Source organism: Sphingobacterium sp. GQ94 (assembly GCF_059758715.1).
In genome coordinates this window covers 12,907-34,982 of record NZ_JCAXEC010000015.1, presented here as the reverse complement: position 1 = coordinate 34,982, position 22,076 = coordinate 12,907, and the positions used below count along the sequence as shown (strand labels likewise).

Annotated in this window: 23 protein-coding genes; 13 read left to right on the top strand and 10 right to left on the bottom strand. The window is 38.2% G+C overall.

Annotated features, from left to right (window positions below; translation table 11 throughout):
• Nucleotides 1-30: 30 nt before the first annotated feature.
• From AC6CHH_RS13190 to tnpA (AC6CHH_RS13160), 7 genes are all read right to left on the bottom strand, one after another.
• Nucleotides 31-777 (bottom strand): amidohydrolase family protein, encoded by a 747-nt coding sequence (locus tag AC6CHH_RS13190; protein ID WP_498283611.1) that lies wholly within the window; start codon nt 775-777, stop codon nt 31-33.
• A 36-nt stretch (nt 778-813) separates the two neighbouring features.
• Entirely contained in the window at nt 814-3,054 is a 2,241-nt protein-coding gene (locus AC6CHH_RS13185; RefSeq protein ID WP_498283609.1) for a multicopper oxidase domain-containing protein, read from the bottom strand.
• Nucleotides 3,055-3,149: 95 nt separating this feature from the next.
• A complete protein-coding gene (locus AC6CHH_RS13180; protein WP_498283607.1) occupies nt 3,150-3,593 on the bottom strand; it encodes a DUF3347 domain-containing protein in 444 nt (147 codons plus the stop codon).
• A gap of 29 nt (nt 3,594-3,622) precedes the next feature.
• On the bottom strand, nt 3,623-3,844 hold the full coding sequence (locus AC6CHH_RS13175; RefSeq protein ID WP_498283605.1) for a heavy-metal-associated domain-containing protein: 222 nt from the start codon (nt 3,842-3,844) through the stop codon (nt 3,623-3,625).
• A 90-nt stretch (nt 3,845-3,934) separates the two neighbouring features.
• A complete protein-coding gene (locus tag AC6CHH_RS13170; RefSeq protein ID WP_498283603.1) occupies nt 3,935-6,358 on the bottom strand; it encodes a heavy metal translocating P-type ATPase in 2,424 nt (807 codons plus the stop codon).
• An 85-nt stretch (nt 6,359-6,443) separates the two neighbouring features.
• Nucleotides 6,444-7,007: a helix-turn-helix domain-containing protein gene (locus tag AC6CHH_RS13165; RefSeq protein ID WP_498283601.1), complete on the bottom strand. Its 564-nt coding sequence runs from the start codon at nt 7,005-7,007 to the stop codon at nt 6,444-6,446.
• Between the two features lie 160 nt (nt 7,008-7,167).
• Nucleotides 7,168-7,470, bottom strand: a complete 303-nt coding sequence (tnpA, locus tag AC6CHH_RS13160) for an IS200/IS605 family transposase (protein ID WP_498283599.1) — start codon at nt 7,468-7,470, stop codon at nt 7,168-7,170.
• A gap of 149 nt (nt 7,471-7,619) precedes the next feature.
• On the opposite strand from tnpA (AC6CHH_RS13160), the gene AC6CHH_RS13155 reads away from it, so the two are divergent.
• A complete protein-coding gene (locus tag AC6CHH_RS13155; RefSeq protein WP_498283597.1) occupies nt 7,620-8,882 on the top strand; it encodes a chloride channel protein in 1,263 nt (420 codons plus the stop codon).
• 57 nt (nt 8,883-8,939) lie between these two features.
• Here the strand turns inward: AC6CHH_RS13155 and hmpA are convergent, their stop codons facing one another.
• Both hmpA and AC6CHH_RS13145 read right to left on the bottom strand, forming a co-directional pair.
• Nucleotides 8,940-10,145, bottom strand: coding sequence for an NO-inducible flavohemoprotein (hmpA, locus tag AC6CHH_RS13150; protein ID WP_498283595.1), 1,206 nt, complete (start codon nt 10,143-10,145; stop codon nt 8,940-8,942).
• A 74-nt stretch (nt 10,146-10,219) separates the two neighbouring features.
• Complete coding sequence (locus AC6CHH_RS13145) at nt 10,220-10,672, bottom strand: hypothetical protein (RefSeq protein WP_498283593.1); 453 nt, start codon at nt 10,670-10,672, stop codon at nt 10,220-10,222.
• Nucleotides 10,673-10,887: 215 nt separating this feature from the next.
• Here AC6CHH_RS13145 and AC6CHH_RS13140 point away from each other — a divergent pair, with 215 nt between their 5' ends.
• The 6 genes from AC6CHH_RS13140 (at nt 10,888) to AC6CHH_RS13115 (ending at nt 17,014) form a co-directional block, all read left to right on the top strand.
• On the top strand, nt 10,888-11,325 hold the full coding sequence (locus tag AC6CHH_RS13140; RefSeq protein WP_498283591.1) for an RrF2 family transcriptional regulator: 438 nt from the start codon (nt 10,888-10,890) through the stop codon (nt 11,323-11,325).
• A 439-nt stretch (nt 11,326-11,764) separates the two neighbouring features.
• A complete protein-coding gene (locus AC6CHH_RS13135; protein WP_498283589.1) occupies nt 11,765-13,423 on the top strand; it encodes an exo-alpha-sialidase in 1,659 nt (552 codons plus the stop codon).
• Between the two features lie 32 nt (nt 13,424-13,455).
• Entirely contained in the window at nt 13,456-14,160 is a 705-nt protein-coding gene (locus tag AC6CHH_RS13130; RefSeq protein WP_498283587.1) for a FadR/GntR family transcriptional regulator, read from the top strand.
• Nucleotides 14,157-15,140: a dihydrodipicolinate synthase family protein gene (locus AC6CHH_RS13125; protein WP_498283585.1), complete on the top strand. Its 984-nt coding sequence runs from the start codon at nt 14,157-14,159 to the stop codon at nt 15,138-15,140. The genes AC6CHH_RS13130 and AC6CHH_RS13125 overlap by 4 nt, the downstream gene beginning before the upstream one ends.
• A gap of 230 nt (nt 15,141-15,370) precedes the next feature.
• A complete protein-coding gene (locus AC6CHH_RS13120) occupies nt 15,371-16,036 on the top strand; it encodes a hypothetical protein (RefSeq protein ID WP_498283583.1) in 666 nt (221 codons plus the stop codon).
• 6 nt (nt 16,037-16,042) lie between these two features.
• On the top strand, nt 16,043-17,014 hold the full coding sequence (locus AC6CHH_RS13115) for a hypothetical protein (protein ID WP_498283581.1): 972 nt from the start codon (nt 16,043-16,045) through the stop codon (nt 17,012-17,014).
• A 79-nt stretch (nt 17,015-17,093) separates the two neighbouring features.
• On the opposite strand, the gene tnpA (AC6CHH_RS13110) is transcribed toward AC6CHH_RS13115, so the two are convergent.
• Nucleotides 17,094-17,339: an IS200/IS605 family transposase gene (gene tnpA / locus AC6CHH_RS13110; RefSeq protein ID WP_498283579.1), complete on the bottom strand. Its 246-nt coding sequence runs from the start codon at nt 17,337-17,339 to the stop codon at nt 17,094-17,096.
• Here tnpA (AC6CHH_RS13110) and AC6CHH_RS13105 point away from each other — a divergent pair.
• From AC6CHH_RS13105 to AC6CHH_RS13080, 6 genes are all read left to right on the top strand, one after another.
• Nucleotides 17,314-17,523 carry a zinc ribbon domain-containing protein gene (locus tag AC6CHH_RS13105; protein WP_498283577.1) on the top strand — a complete coding sequence of 70 codons (210 nt, stop codon included), beginning with the start codon at nt 17,314-17,316 and terminating at the stop codon, nt 17,521-17,523. The genes tnpA (AC6CHH_RS13110) and AC6CHH_RS13105 overlap by 26 nt on opposite strands.
• Nucleotides 17,524-17,989: 466 nt before the next feature.
• Nucleotides 17,990-19,072: a hypothetical protein gene (locus AC6CHH_RS13100; RefSeq protein ID WP_498283575.1), complete on the top strand. Its 1,083-nt coding sequence runs from the start codon at nt 17,990-17,992 to the stop codon at nt 19,070-19,072.
• A gap of 6 nt (nt 19,073-19,078) precedes the next feature.
• Nucleotides 19,079-19,816 (top strand): helix-turn-helix transcriptional regulator, encoded by a 738-nt coding sequence (locus tag AC6CHH_RS13095; protein WP_498283573.1) that lies wholly within the window; start codon nt 19,079-19,081, stop codon nt 19,814-19,816.
• A gap of 172 nt (nt 19,817-19,988) precedes the next feature.
• The gene (locus AC6CHH_RS13090) at nt 19,989-20,990 is read left to right on the top strand and encodes an SPFH domain-containing protein (protein ID WP_498283571.1); all 1,002 of its coding nucleotides are present in this window, start codon (nt 19,989-19,991) and stop codon (nt 20,988-20,990) included.
• Nucleotides 20,991-20,999: 9 nt separating this feature from the next.
• Nucleotides 21,000-21,239 carry a hypothetical protein gene (locus AC6CHH_RS13085; RefSeq protein ID WP_498283569.1) on the top strand — a complete coding sequence of 80 codons (240 nt, stop codon included), beginning with the start codon at nt 21,000-21,002 and terminating at the stop codon, nt 21,237-21,239.
• A gap of 23 nt (nt 21,240-21,262) precedes the next feature.
• Nucleotides 21,263-22,054 carry a hypothetical protein gene (locus AC6CHH_RS13080; RefSeq protein WP_498283567.1) on the top strand — a complete coding sequence of 264 codons (792 nt, stop codon included), beginning with the start codon at nt 21,263-21,265 and terminating at the stop codon, nt 22,052-22,054.
• Nucleotides 22,055-22,076 lie beyond the last annotated feature (22 nt).

The window sequence follows — 22,076 nt, the reverse complement described above, 5'->3', positions numbered from 1 at the left end:
TTTTGTTTTTAACGGAGGAGGTTTGAATCGTTATTTTTTCTTATACCATTCTAGCGCATTGGTGTACAAGATCATTTCTAATTCGTCTGGGCGGAAGTTATTTATTATTAATTGGAGGTGGCGCTGTGAGAAAGGTTTTCTGGCGCGAGTGGAGGGTAAATCAGTTCCAAATAACAAGGCATTTGGATTGATTTGATAAATTGTTTTCATTACGGGTATAGGGGCAAAATCAAGTCTACCGAAACCTGTAGCTTTGACTTTTGCCCCCTGTTCCACCCAAAGATATAGATCCTTAAGACCAGCTTTTGAAAGTCCTAAGTGATCAATCGAGAATTGGGGAATATTTTGCAAAATGGATTTTAGGCTATTTAAATCTGTACTTTCAATATAGAGTTCGGTATGCCAACCGTATTTTTCAAAAAGAAAGTTGGAGAGTTTTTCAATATGATCTAATTGTTTTGAATCGCCTCTTTTTACATTGAATCGAACGGCGAGTACACCAGCCTTGTCTAACCTTTCTAATTCTTCATCGGTGATATCGACCGGAATGTTCGCAACACCAAAGAAATTGTTTCCCATTTGTTCTAACGCCGCTATCAAATATTCTTGATCAAAGGCTTGAAAAGAACCTGAAACGATTGCGCCTGCTGCGATATCATTTTTTTTTGTTGCGTTGATATAATCTTCTACCGCAAATTCACCGGGTAGATAACCTTCATTCTCTACAAGAGGGAATTTAGGGTTTATAATGTGAAAATGGGCATCAAACAATTTCATTTACGTGGTTTAATCAATATCTTTTTCGTGTTTTAGCTAATAACTTAACGATAATCCGGCACCAAAACCCATATCGCTATCATAATGAGTTCTTACAGCGATGTTTTTGGTCAGTATATAGCGCAGTTCACCCATAAATTCTTTGTCCGTATTAAACATCAATCCTCCTCTTATTCTTTTGGAAATTGGGATATCTTCACGCATAAGCGAAAGCCTCACAATACCATCGTGATAAACTTCTGCCTGAAAGTTAATGAGCATCGGTAGGGTATACATAAAACCAACACTTACTGCAGTTCTATTGTCTTTCTTATTTACCTGTCCAAATAGATTTTTTTCTTGTTCGTGCAGTCCCATTTTGCGGTAACGCCAATCGAATCCGACAAAAGGAAGAAACCACTGCATCTTTCCAATATATCTCCCCAAATGAGTCTCTACTTCATATCCATGCATATCGTTATACCCTAAACTCCATTCGGTACCTAAGCTCCAGCGTGCATTATGGACCATGGCCTGACCATCTATTCCATTGGTTGCAAAATCACTTTCAGCCATTATATGAGGCATATTGCTTTCTTTTTGCAACATTTTATAGGCTTTGTTCTTATCGGGCAATAGTGGATTCTTATAGTCGTCTACCTGGAAAACTCTATTCATTCCAGCCATCATGTGATATAGAATATGACAGTGAAAGAACCAATCTCCTTGCTGATCAGCTAAAAATTCTATTGTATTGGTTTCCATGGGCATGATGTCCATTACATTTTTCAATGGAGCATGTTCTCCTTGTCCGTTCAATAATCTGAAGTCAAAGCCATGCAGGTGCATTGGATGACGCATCATTGAATTGTTGTGAATTTTTATGCGTAATATTTCCCCTTTTTTCACTGCTATTTTATCACTTTCAGAGAGCACTTTGTTATCCATGCTCCAGACATAGCGGTTCATATTCCCGGTAAGGGTAAAGGTCAATTCTTTCACAGGAGCACCTATAGGAAGACTGGTATTATAAGGAGATTTTAACATGGCATAGTTCAAAGTAACGATCGTGTTTGCTCCCATAGATGGATGGTCTGTGGTGTCGTCTTGCATTTCCATGTTGTGGTGACCTTGATGATCTTGTTTGTCTTCTTGTTCGTGGCCAGCTGAAATTTCTGGGTACATGACTGCATTCATGTCCATTTGCTGGAGGCTCATTTTCATTCCCATGTCATCCAAATCTCCATTTAGTTTCATCATCTGGTTCATCATCTTCATTCCTTGGAAATAGTCCAGTCGCGGTAAGTCTTCCAAATGAACTTTGGAACCATTGCCGATGAAATAACTTGTGGATTGGGTCCGGTCCTCTGTGGTCGCCATAAATTCATATGCTTTTCCATCTTCTGGAAGCGTTAGAATAACATCATAGGTTTCTGAGACAGCGATCATTAATCGGTCTACTTGCACAGGTTCCACATCGTTTCCATCGTTAGCCACCACGGTCATCTTACCCGCGGCATAGCGAAGCCAAAAATAGGATGATGCTCCTGCATTTGCTATTCGAAGGCGTACTTTATCTCCTGCCTTCAGTGGTTCTCCGTTAATGGACTGGAGTTGGGAATTGTGTTCCCCATTCAAGAGTACCCGATCATAATAAACATCGCTGACATCCATAGCCAACATGCGCTTGAATTCATTGGTAAGCTTGATCTTGAGGTGCCCTTGTGATAGAGCTTCTGCATAGCTCTGGACTGCATTTTTTTTAATGGCGGCCCAATCATTTGCATTATGCAACATGCGCTGGATATTTTCTGGTTTCAGGTTTGTCCATTCACTTAGCATTACAGGAATAGCCGGCACATCATCAATTCCTTCGCGGAACGTACTATCATCTGCTTTTTTTAAGAAAACTAAATTCCCATATAAACCAATTTGTTCCTGGAAGCCAGAGTGCGAATGATACCAATGAGTTCCGTTTTGAATGACAGGGAAACGATAGGTATATGTTGTTCCAGGTTGTATGGGCATCTGTGTAAGATACGGTACGCCATCCTGCATATTCGGGAGAAACACGCCATGCCAGTGCAAGGATGTGCTTTCTTTTAATTGGTTATGCACAACAATTTCAGCAGTATCCCCTTGGGTAAAGGTCAGCGTTGGCATTGGGATTTGTCCATTAACTGCAATGGCTCTTTTTTGTTTACCGGAATAATTAACGATTGTATCTTTTACGTATAGATCATAATGAACCACTTTTTGAGAAAAGGATGCATGAGCTAGTAAAAGCGTAAACATCATCAGAATGACTTTTTTCTGGAAAAAATCTTGAGAAATTACCTGCCTTAACATTAGATTTTTGTATTAAGGCATCTCAATTGGAGATGCCTTTGAGTTTAAGATTTTGTTTCAACCACCTCACCACAACTAAGCATCGAGGAGCCGTAATATGGATTTTTGATCTCTTTTTCCAGGCTCAACCAATACGCTTTTTTCATTGGACAATATTGATAATAAACCATCTGAGATAATCCTTTTGTTCCTTTAACGAGGTCCCAGAGGTTCTCGGAGAGATCATTAAACGCAGCTCTTTGTTTTTCCAGCCCTTTTGCCGTGCTTAATTTCTGACTAGATTTAAGCAATTCGGCTTTTTGGGCAAAGTCTTTTTCGGCCTTTATCGCCTGGTGGAAACTTAGGATCGCTTTTGATGCAATTTTGCTGTCACTTTTTACCAATGCATTTTTTACATCATTATACTTTTGAAGTAGATTCTGTGTATTTTGTGCAAATAGTGAGAATCCTGATAGCAGGAATGCCATCGCAAAAATTATTTTTTTCATCTTGAGCTGATTTAAATTAGTTTTAGAATTTACCCGTTCAGAGACTCTGCCTTAAAGTCTTTGCTTTTGATGATCTCAATTACCTTATCTTCTGAGATACCTTTAGCCTTTACGGTGAGAATTTTATCTGCATTATCAATGTCTACATTCCATTCCTGTATACCTTCTGCTTGATCTAGGTCTGATTTTACTTTAGAGACACATCCACCGCAATTAAGGGTTGTTTTGAATCGAAGTTCTTTATTTTCCATTTTGTTTTTTTTAAATTGTTTTCTACTATTTCAAATTTCCAGATAATCTTTCTGGTTTTGTTGTACAATTTCTTGTTTGATTTATGAGATTTACTGATTCGTTTTTTTCCATTTCAAGCGCAAACTGTTGCTGACCACACTCACACTACTCAAAGCCATGGCTGCTCCGGCAATCATCGGATTTAATAAGAATCCATTAATGGGATACAGTATACCTGCGGCAATTGGTATGCCAATAAGGTTATAGATAAATGCCCAAAACAGATTTTGCTTAATGGTTGCTACAGTTTGTTTTGATAAGGTTATGGCCTGGGCTATTTTTGAAAGATCTGAGGAAATAATGGTCATTTTAGCCACCTCGATTGCAATATCACTTCCCTTACCCATTGCAATGCTTACGTTAGCTCTGGCCAGGGCTGTACTATCGTTGATCCCATCGCCTACCATGGCCACCATTTTACCTTTTTCTTGAAGTTCTCGGATAAAATCAGCCTTATGCTCGGGCAAGACTTCTGCTTTATACTGCTTAATTCCAGTTTGTTCTGCTATCGCTTTAGCCGTTGTCTTGTTATCCCCGGTCAGCATATACAGTTCTATTCCCATATTTTGCAACTGTTTAATGGCTGCAACGGAGGTTTCTTTTATTGGATCTGATATGGCCAGTACCGCTAAGGTCTGTTTGCTATCAGCAAACCAAATAACGGTTTTAGCTTGCTCGGCCCAGTTCTGTTCTTTCAACTCCAATTCCTTAACAATAGAAATATTGTTTTCTTGCAACAGTTTTTTGTTCCCTACAAAATAGGTCTCGTTCGCATGATCAGCCTTAGCTCCTTGACCAGTTATACTTTGGAAATTTGATAAGTTTAGTTTAGGGTGTTGTCCCAAATGGTTAACTACAGCCTCTGCTAAAGGGTGCTCAGATAGTTTTTCAATACTCCAGAGGATGTTTTTAGTCGAATCATCAGAGTTTAACCATACGCTGCCAGTTACCTGAGGTTTTCCTTGGGTTATCGTGCCTGTTTTGTCCAATACAATTGTATCTACTTTTTTTGCCAGTTCTAAGCTTTCAGCATCCTTTATCAAGATACCGTTTTCGGCTCCTTTACCAACACCAACCATAATTGCTGTTGGAGTCGCTAGCCCCAGGGCACATGGACATGCGATCACCAGAACCGTTACTGCCGCTAGTAATCCCTGTACAATTCCGTTATCACCACCCAAAAATAGCCATAAAAGGAAGGTCAGGATGGCAATGCCCAATACAACAGGGACAAAAACACTAGCAATCTTATCCACCAGCTTTTGGACGGGAGCTTTGCTCCCCTGTGCTTCTTGTACCATTTTTATGATCTGGGCGAGCATGGTTTCTTTGCCCACTTTTTCAGCCTTAAATTGAAAGCTTCCCTTTTGGTTTATGGTTCCAGCAAATACCTTCTCGTTTTCTTTTTTCAGAACCGCCGCCGGTTCACCGCTTAACATACTCTCGTCCACATAGGAGTTTCCTGATACGACCAGTCCGTCTACAGCTATTTTTTCACCTGGTTTCACCAAAATTAAATCACCAACATGCACGTTTTCAATCGCAGTTTCTTGTTCGTTACCATCCTGATTTATGATAACAACCGTTTTTGGTTGCAATCCTATTAGTTTTTTTATGGCGGAGGAAGTATTTCCTTTCGCCTTTTCTTCCAATAGTTTACCCAATAGGATAAAGGCAATGATGACGGCTGCTGCCTCAAAATAAACATGCGCATGTAATCCCCTTTGATGCCAGAATTCTGAAAATAACATATTGAACACACTAAATAAATAGGCGATACCAGTACTCAGGGCAACTAAGGTATCCATATTAGCAGAACGGTGTTTTGCCTGTTTGAAAGCATTAATGAAAAAATCCTTTCCTAACCAAAGAACAACTGGCGTTGAGAAAAACCACATGATCTCATTGGCGTAAGGCATGTCCATAAAGAACATCCCGATCACGACCACCGGGAGTGATAACAGAACAGCCCAGATAGTTTTATTCTTTAATGTGCGGAATTTCTTTTCGTGTATTTCTTGGAGTGTTTGTTGCTGCGTTTCTTCTTTTTCAACCAGCAAATCATACCCAACGGATTGTGCGGCTTTTTGTAATTTTGCCACATCGGTCATGCCGGGTAAATACTCAACACTCAGGTTTGTTGTCGCAAAATTTACACTCGCATGAACCACGCCAGGTTGAGCTTGGATTATGCTTTGAGCGCTGCTAGCGCATGAGGCACAGGTCATTCCCAGTACGGGAAAGGTTTGCTTTATGGTGCTTACACCATAGCCCAGATCTTTGATTGCTTTAATTGCTTGCTCAACGGTTTCATTTTTATCGACCGTGATCGCTGCCCTATTGTTGTTTAATTCTACCTTGTGGCTTTGAATGCCCTCTACCTTTGAAAGACCGCTTTCCACAATGAGTGCGCAATGTTCGCTTTCTACATTTTCAAGGGGTAGGTATATAATTTCTTTATTATTGCTTACCATAATTCACAATGTTTTATTGATAGAACAAAGTTGGCAATAATATTCCTTTAGGTTATTGTGGAATTTTGGAATTGATTTGTAAGATTTACACCTGGTCCAGCGGTTTTCTTTTATCTTCTTTGATACTTTTGAAATGGCTTGGGGTTAGCCCGGTCACTTTTTTGAACTGGTTACTCAGATATGCTACACTGGAATAGTTCAATGAAAATGCGATTTCGCTTAATGTTAATTCATCATAGACCAATAGCTCTTTTACGCGTTCGATCTTTTGTGCAATAAAATATTTTTCGATTGTTGTGCCCTCTATTTCAGAAAAGATGTTGGATAGATAATTGTAATCATGATGAAGTTCATCGCTTAAGACATCCGAGAGATTGCTTTTTATCTCGCTGTTCTGATGATGAACCAGTTCGATGATTTTATTCTTTATCTTTTCAATAATCTGGCCTTTTTTGTCGTCAATGAGCTCAAAGCCAAGTAGATTGAGGGCATTTTCCATCTGCTTTTTTTGTTCCAAAGTCGGTTCCTTATCCAGGATAAGTTCACCTAACTTAATCTTATTCACTCCAATAGAAAGTTTATCCATTTCAGTTTGGACTGCACTAATGCAGCGGTTGCAAACCATATTCTTAATAAAAATCTTATTCATTATTGACTTTGTTTTTGCCTTAGACCGTATCGTCAAATTTACCATTTAAAGTTTTATTTTTCGTTGGATCTCGATTTAATGACATAATTCTTGTTTTTTGGATCTTTTTATAAAATAGAGCGTAAAACCCAGAGGTCTTTAGCCTGTGGGATGTAAGCGACTACCCCTGATTGAGTATGTACTCACGAATGGTCTCAGGAGATGCTTCACCAATAGAACAAACAAAGTATCCATCTGAGCAGAAAGTATGTTCTTTCCAAAAATGTTTAGATAAGAAAGACTTATGAGTTGAATGCCAAATATGGTAAGTAGATTCGTGCTTTAACTTACGAACAATAGAAGTAATAGACAGACGTGGAACATAACGAATTAGAAAGTGTATGTGGTCTAAATCTGATTCGAACACTTCAATTTCAAAATCTGCGAAACCCGAAGCCCATTTGTCTTTAGCAAACGGGTACACTTCAATTTAATGTCCAAATTAGGTTTCTTTCATTTTCTACCTGTTAAAAATCGGAAAAATGAGTATTTATATATAACTTTGGCCGTCCTTGCTCCAGAGAGCTGTTTTCTTACAACCTTTCTATCAAGGTTAAAAAAACTCAACTCACCATGAATAGGAGAGCAATAATATACCCTCATTACTTCAAACTTTTTTTAGCAGCTACTTTAATTGGATTAACTTGTGCTTTGTTGGCTTATTCCTTAAAGTTTGCAACGGAATATGCGGAGATTAACATTTTTAACTCCATCACCGGCTACAATCGGCTTTTGCTTATTCTAGCACCCACCATTGGCATTACCAGTATCTATTTTTTACGGAAATATTTGTTTAAAGGCCGTAAGAATAAAGGGATAACGGAAATTTATAAAACATTGGATCATCGTAAAGATCACTTGCCTTTTTTTAAAGTACCTTCCCATTATCTAAATGGATTTCTAACAGTCATTTTTGGGGGATCAACAGGAATTGAGGTGTCAACGGTAGTCGCCTCGGCCACAGTTGGGAATGCTTTTTACTCCAAAAGCTTTTCGGCTAAAATGTTTAAACGGGAACTCATTTGTGCGGGCGTTGCCGCAGGTGTATCGGTCTTGTTCTGCAGTCCTTTAGGCGGTTGTCTGTTTGCCTTGGAAGTGATTAGCCGCAAAATCAATAAGACCATTTTGCTGTGCACTTTAAGCGCAACATTGGCTTCCTGTTTAGTCGTTTATTTGTTTAAAAATGAGCCAATTATTCATAGTCCTGCTGTAGATTGGAGCTGGAAAGCTCTTCCACTTTTTATTTTACTGAGTGCGCTTAGCTCTGTTCTATCGGTTTATTTTACCTTTCTTGTAACCCGGATGAAGTTAATCTTTGGTAACATAAATAATAATTTTTTAAGGGTAAATCTGGGAGCGCTGTCTGTGGGGACAATGATTTATTTTTTTCCCATTTTGTACGGGGATAGCTATCACGGGTTAAATGAAGTTTTACATTCCAATGCGCCATTCATTGGTTTGTTATTGACCATTGCGATTTTAAAACCACTGGCATCAGCTCTGACGCTGGGGGCGGGAGGAGATGGTGGTGTATTTGCCCCTAGTATTGTTGCGGGTGCTTTATTGGGCTTATCGGTTGCCTGGCTCGGAAATTCTTATTTCGGTTTGTCTTTGGTTCCATTAAATATGGCGCTAATTGGTGCAGCCGCTACACTCTCGGCCTCGATTTATGCGCCCTTAACATCTACGTTTTTAATTTGCAGTATAGCACCTGGAGGCTACTTGTTGCTGTTGCCCTTATTGATCTGTAGTTATTTTTCGCAATATCTTGCGAAAAAGATGCTTCCATATAACGTGTATACTTTTGAGTTTTACAAAGCGAGAATGACTACCTAATAAGCGGTAGATAATTACCGCCCAATACAAATTGAGCGGTAATCCAATTCATATGTATTAATTTAAACTTAAAGAGGCGGGACCAAATTCTTCAAAATGAATGTTCTCTACGCTCACTCCAGAATCTTTTAAATAGTCATAATGCTTTTTAATAAAACCCGCTGGACCGCAAATATAATAGGAAGCCTGATCTAGTAAAATGCTCTCGCGCACGCTCTCCAATTCTACCATTCCTTTTAAGATCTGTTGGTCATTGCTCGGTGGTGTTTCATAGAATATATGTTGATCTAACCGGTCGGTCACTTGATTTAATTCTTGAATATGCTCTTTGAAGGCATGTACATGTTCGTTCCTGCAACCATGAACCCATACGATTTTTTTATTGCCTTTCTCTCTATAGACCAATTCCTCCAACATCGAGAGTAACGGTGTTTGTCCTACCCCACCACTAATTAAAACCGATGGTCCTTTGGTTTGCTTTTGCAAAACAAATTTTCCTGAAGGAGAGGTCAGTTCAATGAGGTCCCCGATTTTGATATGTTCGTGCAAGCGATTGCTTATCAATCCATTTGGGTGCTTAGAACCAGCCTCTTTTTTAACCGAAATTCTGTAATATTCTCCGTTGGGAGAGCAGGAGATGCTGTATTGTCTGGGTTGTAATAAATTTAACTCTGGTAAAAATAAACGAACGCTTACAAATTGTCCTGGCAGGTGTTGCGCAATAGGACCCCCATCGCTTGGATAGAGTAAAAATGAGGTGATTTCATCTGATTCTTTAATTTTATTTTTGATTACAAATGGGCGCCAGCCACTCCAGCCTCCTTTTTGTGAGACCTTCTCTTGGTAGATTTTTTGTTCATGTCCACTCATCAAATTAGCTAGATCCCCATAAGCCTTGTTCCAAGCTTCCAAAAGTTCCTCGGAGGCACCATCTCCCAATACCTCTTTGATCGAAGATATTAAGTGATGTCCGACAATTTGATAATGTTCAGGACGAATATCAAGACTGGTGTGTTTTTGCCCGATATGTGAAATAGCTCCCATCAAAACACTGGGATTATCAATGTTTTCGGCGTAAGCCAACACGGCTAAAGCAAGTGCAGACTGCTGTTTTCCTGATTGTTGGTTCCCCATATTAAAAACATGTTTCAATTCGGGGTTATCTCTAAACATCCGTTGGTAGAAATAACTTGTTAAGGCCACTCCGTTCTCTCTTAAAACGGGAATGGTCATTTTGATCAATTGTTTTTGTGCTTCTGTCATGTCCAATTATTATTCTATTATTAACTTTGATTATAGTTGATTTTTTTCTCTCCTTTCCTACTGCGTGACCCTATTTACCATAAAATATCATCAATCCTGAGCTTAGGGATTTTTGGGCATTGAGACATGATATGAGTATGTTGATTTGGAGAAAGGTGCAGATGTATTTTCTGCTCAAAACGAATATGCGTTTCCAAATATTCTTCTAGCCTATTCAAGGTTTTTAGATCAACATGATTTCCTCTAACTAACCTGCCGAGTCTCCTATGTTGAGAGAACGCTATTTCAAGCTCCTTTGGATTCTTGACTAAAGGGAATATCCATTGCTGTTCGAAATCTAAAAGTGGTGTTACTTGGATATTCCAGATATGCTGAACACGTTTATTTATCCGAGTTGGAACTACAGCTGATTCTTGTCCCATGCGTATTAGCTGACACAAGTAAGAGAGTATATGATGGCTTGTATGAAATGGTGAGCTTTCAAAATCCTGGATTTCAAGAATGCGTTTTTTTTCTAAGTGCTCCATGGTTGACTACAGTGTTTAGCGAATTCTTTTTAAAGGTTGTTCCCATTCAGTAATCGCTGAATTCAAGACAAAGTTAGGGCAATTATTATAAATAAAAGATATTTTTGTCTTTTATTTTATCTCATTTTTCCGCTTAAATACCCCAAGAGGTTTACCCTCACCTACTTTTACTGTTATTTTATGAATAGCATCTTATAATTTCCTAATTTTGCGTCATGGGAATTTTTTCGAAAACAACAGAATACGCTTTGAGAGCAGTTTTTTACATTGCCAGTGTATCTAATGAAGGAAAGAAAGTTGGAATTACCGAGATCGCAAAACATACCGGTTCTCCTGAGGCTTTTCTTGGAAAAATTTTGCAGGAGTTAGCTAGAAATGGGTTAATTCTATCGACTAGAGGTCCTTCTGGAGGATTTTATGTCACTCAGAAAGAAATGGAGTATACCTTAGCACATGTCGTAAATGCCTTAGATGGTTCTCAGCTGTTTGTTGGTTGTGCTCTTGGCTTAATGGAATGTACGGAAGTTCATCCCTGTCCATTGCATGAAGATTTTAAAAAAATCAGAGAAGAATTGTCTGCTGTATTGCATAAAACGAAGATTGCCCAATTCAATCAATCTCTATTGGAAGGAAAGTTAAAACTATTTCGTTAGGGTTTCAGGTCTAGTTTAGAAACACCCTCAGATTAATTTTTAAACGGATTAACACGCTTTCTTTCGATCTTTTAGGGATATTTTTTGGTCCCTCTGTCTGCCTAAATTAATTTCAGAGATTTTCGCAAAATGATTCCCTCAACGGAATGCATTTACCTGTTTCCCGGTGAAGTGGAATGAGAATTGAAAACTTAAACGTTATTTGTGAAAGGAAAAGTTTTATTTATATTTGATTATATGTAGTACATATATACTAATTATTGTCATTAATTTAATCCCTATAAAAGAGGGAAATATTTTTTGCTACCTGGGTTCAAATTGTAGTTAGCATAAAATTAAGGGCAAAAATTAACTGTTATTAGCCTATAAGACCGTTACTTTATTTTTTTAATAAACCCAGATTTATAAACAATTAGGATACCATTTAAAAAACTATCCAATGAAAAAAACCAGATTATTCTTATTGTTCTTTGTTTTTTGTTTCAATTGGCAAGATGCTACGGCGAGTAAACTTGAAATCAACTATTTCGAACTACCCTTGCTCAGCGGAAAATCCGCAAACCCCGTGATGCGAATTAAACTCGAATTGGATCACCATGATCTAGGTAAAATATTTAATGGTCTCAAACTTTCTCTTAATGGAAGTACCGACTTAAAGGATATTACAGGGATTCAGTTATTCACTAGCGGATCTGATTCCAGTCTAAAATCGAAACTGCAGAGTCTTATACCATTAAGCAAACATAATGGTTCTGCGTTCAATGTAAATTTACGGGTTAATCACAAAATTGAACATACAGGCCCTATCTATTTTTGGATCTGTTTAGGACTAAAAGAAAATGCCGATTTGTTGCACAAGGTTTCAGTACGGTTGGAGGCTGCATATCTTTCTGATCAATTAATCTCGGCAAATTATCTGAACCATCACGTATATAGGTTGGGCTATGCTTTGCGTAATCATGGGCAGGACAGGGTACACACCTCCAGGATTCCAGGGTTAGCGACCACCAATAAAGGAACACTGCTTGCCATTTATGATGCCCGGTATGAAAGTGCAAGAGATTTGCAAGGACATATGGACATTGCTGTTCAACGGAGTACAGATCAAGGTGAAACCTGGCAACCGATTAAAATTGCATTGGATATGGGGGCGTGGGGAGGTCTTCCTGAAAAGTTTAACGGAGTCTCGGATGCCGCTATTTTAGTAGATAAAAAGTCGGGTACTATTTATATTGCTGGTTTATGGTCGTATGGCGTCATTGATGAACAAGGGAAGTGGGTTCAGGGGCTCTCGGACACGAGTACAAACTGGAACCATCAATGGAGAACCAAAGGTTCCCAACCTGGATTTGATGTGAAGCAAACCTCCCAATTCCTGATTACCAAAAGCACTGATGATGGATTGAGCTGGTCTGAACCGGTCAATATAACTAAACAAGGAAAAAAACAAGAATGGTGGTTGTGGGCCCCAGCCCCAGGACAAGGTATTACCATGGAGGATGGAACACTTGTGTTCCCAACTCAGGGTAGAGATGAACATGGACTTCCATTTTCTAACATTACCTATAGTAGAGATCAAGGAAAGACCTGGTACAGTTCAAAACAGGCCATTCACCTTGAGAAGGGGACCACAGAATGTGCTGTTGTTGAATTACAAAAGGGTGTGTTAATGTTAAATATGCGTGCAAATAGAAATCGAGGATTAGCGGAACCAAATAACGGAAGAGCGGTTGCGGTGACGAAAGATTTGGGCGAGAGCTGGCAAGAACATTCTACCTCATTAAATACCTTGATTGAACCAACCTGTATGGCGAGTTTGCATAAGCATGCATATAGTAAAGACACGAATACCAAGGAGATACTGTTCTTTAGTAATCCACATTCCGTTTATAACAGGGATCATATGACCGTGCAAGCAAGTTTTAATTTTGGTCAGGATTGGCCAAAATCTAGTCATATTTTGTTAGATGAATGGAGCAGCAGGGGCTATTCTTGTATCACTTCCGTGGATCAAAAAACTATTGGCATTCTTTATGAAAGTAGTCAAGCAGATATGGTTTTTCAAAAAATACCTATCTCGGAGTTTATTGGAAAATAATATAAATAACAATTTTGCATTAAGGAATTTAAATGGGAACAAAGGATAGTTTTGGGTTCAAACAAATACAGATAACCTCATTAACTGACCTGGTTGAGGTTAAGCTCCGTGAATATCTAATTAAAAAGAAATTAACTTCAGGAGATAGCTTGCCAACAGAGATGGAAATTGCAGAAGCACTGGGTGTTAGTCGCAATATTTTACGCGAAGCGCTTAGTCGCTTGCGCATGCTAGGCCTGATTACCTCCAAAAAGAAACGGGGGATGATTCTTGCAAATCCAGATGTGCTCGGGAGTTTCGAGAAAGTGCTGCAACCTCAATTGCTGGATAAAACAACACTCCATGATATCTTTGAGTTGCGCTTGGTCCTAGAGTTAGGCATAGCCGACTTACTTTTTATGCGCGTTGAAAGTAAGCATTTGGATGAGTTGGATCGCATCGTGAAGAACGAACAAGCAGATGATACGTCTTTTAGAATTAAAAATGAGATTGCATTTCATGGCAAACTGTATGAAATTACAGGAAATGAAACTCTTAAAAGATTTCAATCCATGTTGATGCCTTTGTTTGATTATGTGATTAAAACGGAAAAGCGGCTCATCACGCCAAATGTGAGTCATGCTGATTTAGTCGAATTAATAAGAACAGGGGACAAAGATGCCTTCAAAAAAGGAATGGAAGACCACCTTCGTCCACACCTTGATACCCTGTCGAAACTAAATAAAGATATTTTATGAGATTTTCTGCTGCCTTTAAAATAAATGGCCTGGTAGCTGCAGCCTTTACAGCTTATCATTCAAATGGATCAGTTGATCTGGCCTACATTCCAAAAATAACGAAACACTTAATCACACAAGGTCTCAAAGGGATATTTGTCTGTGGAACAAATGGGGAGGGATTAAGTTTAACCATGAACGAAAGGAAAGAAATAGCGCAGCAATTTGTAAAATCTGCAGGCACTAAGGTGAAAATTATTGTCCATGTCGGACATAGTTCTATTGAACAAGCTAAAGAATTGGCGCGACATGCCCAAGAAATCGGTGCGGACGCAATTTCCTCCGTTTGTGCCTTTTATTTTAAGCCTGCAAATGAAGATATATTACTTTCCAGCTTAGCTGAAATTGCGAATTCAGCCCCTAGATTGCCCTTTTACTATTATCATATTCCCCATATAACGGGGGTCCAGGTGAATCTGGACACCTTTATCCCTAAATTAGGTGAACTCTTACCGAACTTTGCAGGGATAAAGTTCACCTCTAGCTCCATTCATGAATACCAGGATGGCCTACAGCTATGCGCGGATAAATATGATATGCTTTTTGGATTTGATGAGTTACTGTTGCCAGCCTTGGCTGTAGGTGCCAATGGAGCAATTGGGAGTACCTATAATTATGCGGCACCTCTTTATTTAAAAGTAATCCAGCTTTTCTCGCAAGGAAGACACCAAGAGGCGCAACAGGTGCACTACCAGGCCATTAAAATGATTAAACTCATTGTAAAATATGGGCCGATTCCTGCCCAAAGAGCTATTATGGAAATGATTGGATTTCATATGGGTCATTCCAGGCTTCCTCTGCAAACACTTTCGCATAATCAGAAGAATGCTTTAAAAAATGAACTTGATGGAGTTGGTTTTTTTGAAACATTGAAATTTTGTACGGAATCCTTAACAATGGAATCCTCGGGAGATAAAAGCGGCTTTCAAGATGAGCGTTGAAATTAACACCAACTAAATCTGTGTTTTTTAATGGATTGTTTTTGCTTTTCGCCAAGAAACGGCACCCACCTTTTTTCTTAATAGATAAATGTTTTTTGGTTCCCTGTAGTCACTTTGTAGTCAATTGAGCACGCTTTTAACTTACTTTGAGGCATTTTCAGCTTCCAGCTTGATGCGATTGTATTTAAATTTGGATATCCACTTTTGGGGAACCTATTCAGTATATCCTTATGAGAAAAAACTTGTTCTTCTTAACCTTCATTTTTGGGCTCATATTATTTCCAAGTTGCCAACAGATCAAGCAAAGTATCCTCGATACATTTAAATCAGATAAACCAAGGAAAGAAATTAATGATCAGACCGAACCCCAGCAGAATAAAAAAGAGTTCACAGCACCACAGGAATCTTTGGAACCCCTGGAACCTGAAGAGGAAAATTTTCTTTTAGACAGCGTTTATTTAGCGGATGCGCAGGTGAAATTACAGCGTTTACCTAATCTAAAAGACAGGACTATTTATTATATTTCTTCGATTCATTTCTACGCAGACGGCCGGATAAATCTAACAATACAAGATCCACTTCAAAAGGAAAATTTGGATGCTTACAGCTATAAAAAGGGTGAATGGTTAGCGCCAACTCCCGTTCGTAGTCCTGCAGAACAACAATTCTCGTCTCAGCTTTTCCCTTTAAATGACCTTAAATTTTCCAATGTATACAAACTTCTCATGGAAATAGAACACAAGCGAAAAGACATTGAAGGAGCTCCTATCCCTACACATGTTTACCTAATAGCTTCCGATGAACCCGAGTGGCGGGCCTCACTTTCTGGAGATCGGAAAGAGTATAGCATTCGTGCACAAATTGATTTGAAAAATATTGAATACCAAAGAAATTAATTAAATATGTCAAGTAGATTTTGGATTGGATATATCCTTTTTTTTGTCTTCATTTTTCCGATGTTTTTTGAATATATCCCATGGACTTCATCAGGTTTTAATACAAGGTCTTCACCTTGGCTGGCGATGTTCTATTTATTGCTGGGAATAATTCTCTGGAGTTGCTTTATTACCGCTTATTATCGTGGTCTAATAAGACCTTTGCGAAAAGAATATGCAAATATTAGCGCAATTTTAAATCAGGGAATACCTATAGTTGCTCGCATTGAGCGTAAAATTATTGATAATGAAAAGACCGGATTACAAGTTTTGGATTTAGAAATAAGTTTAAAAAATTTAAGCGGGACAATGATTCGTATTCCCTATGAAATAAGAGACACTATGCCTGAGAAAAATCGGTTCCAGGAAGGAGAATTTTTGAAGATGAGAATTGATCCACAACTTCGAGCACCAATTATTTTGCCTGAAGAGATTATGCTTGAGCGAGGAAAACAACCCATACCCGGTTCTTATTGGGGATTTATAGGTTTGATAACTTTCTGCATACTTTATTTAGTACTTACCTATTGGCTTCAATCGAACGGTTCCGGATGGCGGTTTTTACATTTTTTTCATCCCTGGCTTACTATTCCTTTTTTTGGCATTTCCTTAGGTTGGGTGATTTTATTGCTACCCTATGAGAAACCTTATGGGGGATTAGGTTCTGCGCAAAAACAAGATGCCATATTGTTATTTAAAGGGTTATTAGCAAAGGCTCAGGTACTCAAGGCAGAACCAACGGGAACTTCCATTAATGACCAACCTGAAATAAAGTTTATAGTGGAGTATCTAGATAAAAAGGGTAATATACAGAGATGTAAATTCAAAAAAATTGTTAGCTTAATAAACCTGCACAAAATAGGACAGCATGAAATTAGAATTCTTTATGATCCGAACAATCCTTCAAATGTCATCTTAGCAGAAGAATACGTACAATAACTGAATGGGGTTAGGTTCAGTAGAATTTATAAAATAGAGCGTAAAACCCAGAGGTCTTTAGCCTGTGGGATGTAAGCGACTACCCCTGATTGAGTATGTACTCACGAATGGTCTCAGGAGATGCTTCACCAATAGAACAAACAAAGTATCCATCTGACCAGAAAGTATGTTCTTTCCAAAAATGTTTAGATAAGAAAGACTTATGAGTTGAATGCCAAATATGGTAAGTAGATTCGTGCTTTAACTTACGAACAATAGAAGTAATAGATAGACGTGGAACATAACGAATTAGAAAGTGTATGTGGTCTAAATCTGATTCAAACACTTCATCAAGTAAAACGTGTTATGAATGTGGTTGGATACATCAACGCTTAACTCTTTCGATAAGAGAATGGACTTGCCAGAATGGACACCTTTTAGACCGTGATTTAAACGCTGCAAAAAATATTCTCAAAGAAGGATTAAAAATAATATCGTCAGGAACTGGCGATCACACAGGTGGAGACTGAAATAAGACTTTGGTAACAAAGCATAAGTCTGCGAAACCCGAAGCCCATTTGTCTTTAGCAAACGGGTAGTCACTAGCCTCAGAATAGTTAACAAATTAGCCAATCCGGAGGGCAATTTCGGGAAACTGGATGTATTGTAAAAAAAAGGTATATTTACTTTGGAGATGAAAATGATATATAAGACATGTCGTTTTATTTTGCTCATAAGAAAGAAACAAGAAACACTATTAAAGGAGTTTTTAGGTTTTTGTTGCCTTGAATTTGATTTTTTGTTCAGCATTAGAGTAAGATTATATACCTATAGAGAAAACCGGTATACCCAAAATACTCTCCAAGAAGAATTAAAGTTAATCAGAACGGAGCTTCCTATTCACTCAAATAGCGATTCAAGTATAATTTCGCTAAAAAGAGCCAAACCTGTGAAATCGGAGACCCAGTTATATCTAGAGAGAGGGTAGCTCATTTTATGAACAGTATAAAAATATATCTAAGTTTAACCCTGGTACTATTTTCCATATTGATCTTTGCTCAAGAAAAGGGGATCTCCCAATTTCTAGATCAAGCATTTCAAGCTCGTTTAAAATACGATTATTCCAATAACATCAAAAATCTTAAACAAGCCGAGGGACTGCTGAATGAATCAGATTCTCCTGAGGAGCAATCCAAACTCTTTATGGAGCTTAGCAAACATTATTTGGTAATGAACAATTTTGATTCTGCGAAATTTTATGTAGAGAAATTATCTGTTTATTCAGCAAATAATAACCTGCCAATCAGTAAGGCTTATTCTCTATTAAATAAAGCGACTTATTTCAATTATTTAGATGCGGGGGAACTTGCTATTGAAAATGCGCAAAAGGGAATCGAGGTTCTCAAAGGTGAGCAGCAGCCGGCTCTTTTGGCTAGGGCTTATTATATTTTATATGGCGTGTATTCTGGCTGGGATAATTTGCCCTTATGTCAGAAATATGCTGAACTAGCTATTCAAAAATCGTTGCAAGCTGAAGATTATGAATTATTAGCCAATAGTTACAGTGCAAAGGCCTATGTTTCGGAACTTAAATTTGGCCAGAACAAGAATCGTTTATATTTGGATAGTATTCATTATTATTTACAACAATCAATTGACACGTATACGCGTTTTCCACAGGAAGTATCAATAAGAACGTATGCGATCGCCAATATAAACATGGCAAATTTCTTTTTCCAATTCCAGGACCCCCAAAAAAAGAGTACAGAGGCTCAGATTGTACGCTATGCCCAACGGGCAAAGAATGTCTATGAAAAATTCGATAATTCATATCAAATAATGGCGAATGTAAATGGTTTATTAGCAGAACTTGCCTTACAAAAAGGAGATTCAGATCTTGCTAAAAGCAAATTATTAGACTCGTATGAGCATCTCATGAGGGCTGAAATTCCGGCCTATTATACGCTTTCGAATGTTGCCCAAGGTCTTAGTGAATTGTTTGTGAAAGTGGGAGACTTTCGCAATGCGCTTTTTTATCAAAAAAGGAAGGAAGAATTTGTTGAAAAGATTTTTGATTAGGCTGAGATGATTCAAGGAACTAAATTAGAGGCCCTGTACGAAAACAAACGTTTACTCTCAGATATCGAAGAATCCAAGCAGAAGGCCTACAACCGACGTATCCAATTGTTATTGCTTGGTGGGGTCTGTGTTTTTTTACTAATTATATTGTTTCTTCTTCGTTATTCTTTCAAGAACAAACATAAGCTGCAATTGGAACGGAACTTACGATTGAAACAACAAAAATTGGACATGGAAATGCAAACTGAGTTGCAATTAATGATCCAAAAAGAAAAAGAAACTAGTTTATTATTTGAGCAGAAACTATTGACTATTCAAATGGATCAAATGCAAAAGGAATCTATGGCCGATGCACTTCAGATTGAACGGAAGAATAGATTTTTACTGCAACTCAAAGAAAAGTTACAGGACCTTGAAACGAAGGAGAATGTTGGATTTATAGATCGGATGATTAGACAAGAAATGCGCTTGGAAGAGAAAGTTAGTCAGTCTGTGAAAGAGTTTAAAAACATACATCCGGAGTTTTTCCAAAAATTAAAAAGGCAATCCAATGACAAGTTAAGTCCATTGGAATTGAAACATTGTGCCTATATCCATTTGAAATTATCCACGAAAGAAATAGCCTCAGCTTTTCACATTGAACCCAAAAGTGTGCGAGTTAGTAAATATCGGATTAAACAAAAATTAGGCTTAGACAAAGAGACTGATCTTGATCGTTTTCTACAGGAGCTTGTCGGTTTTTAATGTTTTTACTGGTAAAGTGAGTTTCGTTTCACCTCTTTTTTATATTGTAAACTGCTGATAAATAGAATTTTAGATTTATTGTAGTCGGTTTGTAGTCACCTGTTTTATATGGATGGCGGCCTTGATTGTGTATTTTTATATGGTACAGAATAACCAATAAATTTATAAACAAATGAGTTCAGCTAATTCGAAATTGCCTTTTTTAGAAATCCTTGAATGGGTGGAGCATAGTCCTCTTGTCATGATGTGGAAGGTACCGGATGGAGATAAGGAGATTAAAAATGGTGCCACGCTAATTGTGCGAGAGAGCCAACAAGTAATGTTTATGAATTCTGGTAATATTGCTGATGTCTTTAAGGCGGGCATGTATAAGCTTACAACCAATAATATTCCAGTCTTAAGTCGCTTGATGGGTTGGAAATATGGATTCGAAAGCCCCTTTAAGGCCGATGTTTACTTTTTTTCGGTAAAACAGTTTGTCAATTTAAAATGGGGAACACCTTCTGCTATCATCTTAAAAGATCTTCAATTTGGACAAGTCCGTATTCGAGCTTTTGGGAGTTATACTATTCGGATTGTAGACGTAGCGAGGTTTTTTAAAGAATATGCAGGAACTTTTCCGGAATTAACGATTACCGAGCTGCAGAATCAGCTGCGGGATTTCATTGCCCCAAAATTTGGGGAAGCATTGGCTCTTTCAGGCATTCCGCTCCTAGAAGTTGCAGGAAATTTGTCTGCATTAAACCAACAAATTGAACCGTTGATCGCTCCATATTTTGAAGAGCTTGGAATCATGGTGACTCAATTTACCGTGACCTCAATTAATCTCCCACAGGAGGTAACTAGTTATTACGATAAGGTCACAGGCATGAATATGATTGGTAATGATTTGGATAGATTTCAACAGTTTAATACCGCTATTGCAATCAGTAAAGAAGGGAGCCCAATTCAACAAGGGGCCCAGCAAGGGATTGCTATGGGACTTTTGGTGAAGGAAATGAATCAAACCCAACATCAAGCTCACCAATCGGCTAACAATCCTGTAGAGATCACTTTGGATGAGAAGCAGGAACTTCGGGATAAATTAAAGCAGATAAAAACGTTGTTTGATGAGGGCTTGATCGATGAACAGGAGTTTAAATTGAAGAAAACGGAAATATTATCAAGGTTATAGCGATTAATTATGGATTCAAAAAACACCTCCTCTAACTTGGTTAAACGTCTTAGAGAAATTGCCTTGAATCAAAAAAGGAATCCGGTTTCTTTAGAACCTGCCACGCTTGTTGCAAAGCATTGTCAAGATTGCGGAGCTCCCAGGGCTAAGCATGATGGGTTAACCAAGTGTGCTTATTGTGGTCATGTATTCCTAGAAGTAGAACTTACAGATGGTCTGACAATTTCTAAGGACGATAATTCAAAATAGTTGTTGATTTTAATACATATTGTATGGTTTGGAAAGCTTTTAATTTTACAGGATCAGATTCTGAGGCGAGCAATCAGAAGGACTCTGAAGTTCTGGAACGTGCCAAAATCTACTTTCACAAAATGGAAATGCGTTGTGAGGAATTAATGAATCAAGTTCAAGAATCCGCTCAGCTTTTGGCAGACGCAGATCAAGATCCATATAAACGTAGCTATTTGCAGTTTAAGTCTGCTATCCTCGCGCAATTTACTGGAATAATTCAAAAGGGTAGCCAGGTCTATCAATCTCAGATCATGCCCAATGCTAAGGATTTTGATTTTATTGCTTTGAGTCAGCTTTTTAATGCTTGGCAGAGTAAGGTGGTTAGATTGATGGAAGATTCGTTTAAAGACGTTATGGAGCGTAATCTGGAAAAAGAATATCTGGATATTATGCAAGAGTATAATCAAATTCGAAACAGTTTTCGATGTAAGGATTGTGGCGCTCCTGTGGAAATCGATCGGTTTTACTACACGGCAAATTACTTTACCTGCAAATTCTGTCAAAGTCAAAACATGTTTGACCCTGGGGGTAGAGCCCGATTGGTCGAACACATGGCTATTCCTTTGGCACGTGCCCGATGTAAGGATCAATATGAACATTATAGAGAGAAAAAGACAACTCAAGGACAACAAGCTGCGCGTTCAGAATATGAAACATACGCCAAATCTTTGGTTGTACAGATGGATGAAATATTGCCTGGCAACCAAGATCAAAATCAAAACTACTATCACAGACTCATGAATGATTATGACAGGTTCATGGTTTCATGGTAATCTATTTTTTCACTTATAAAAT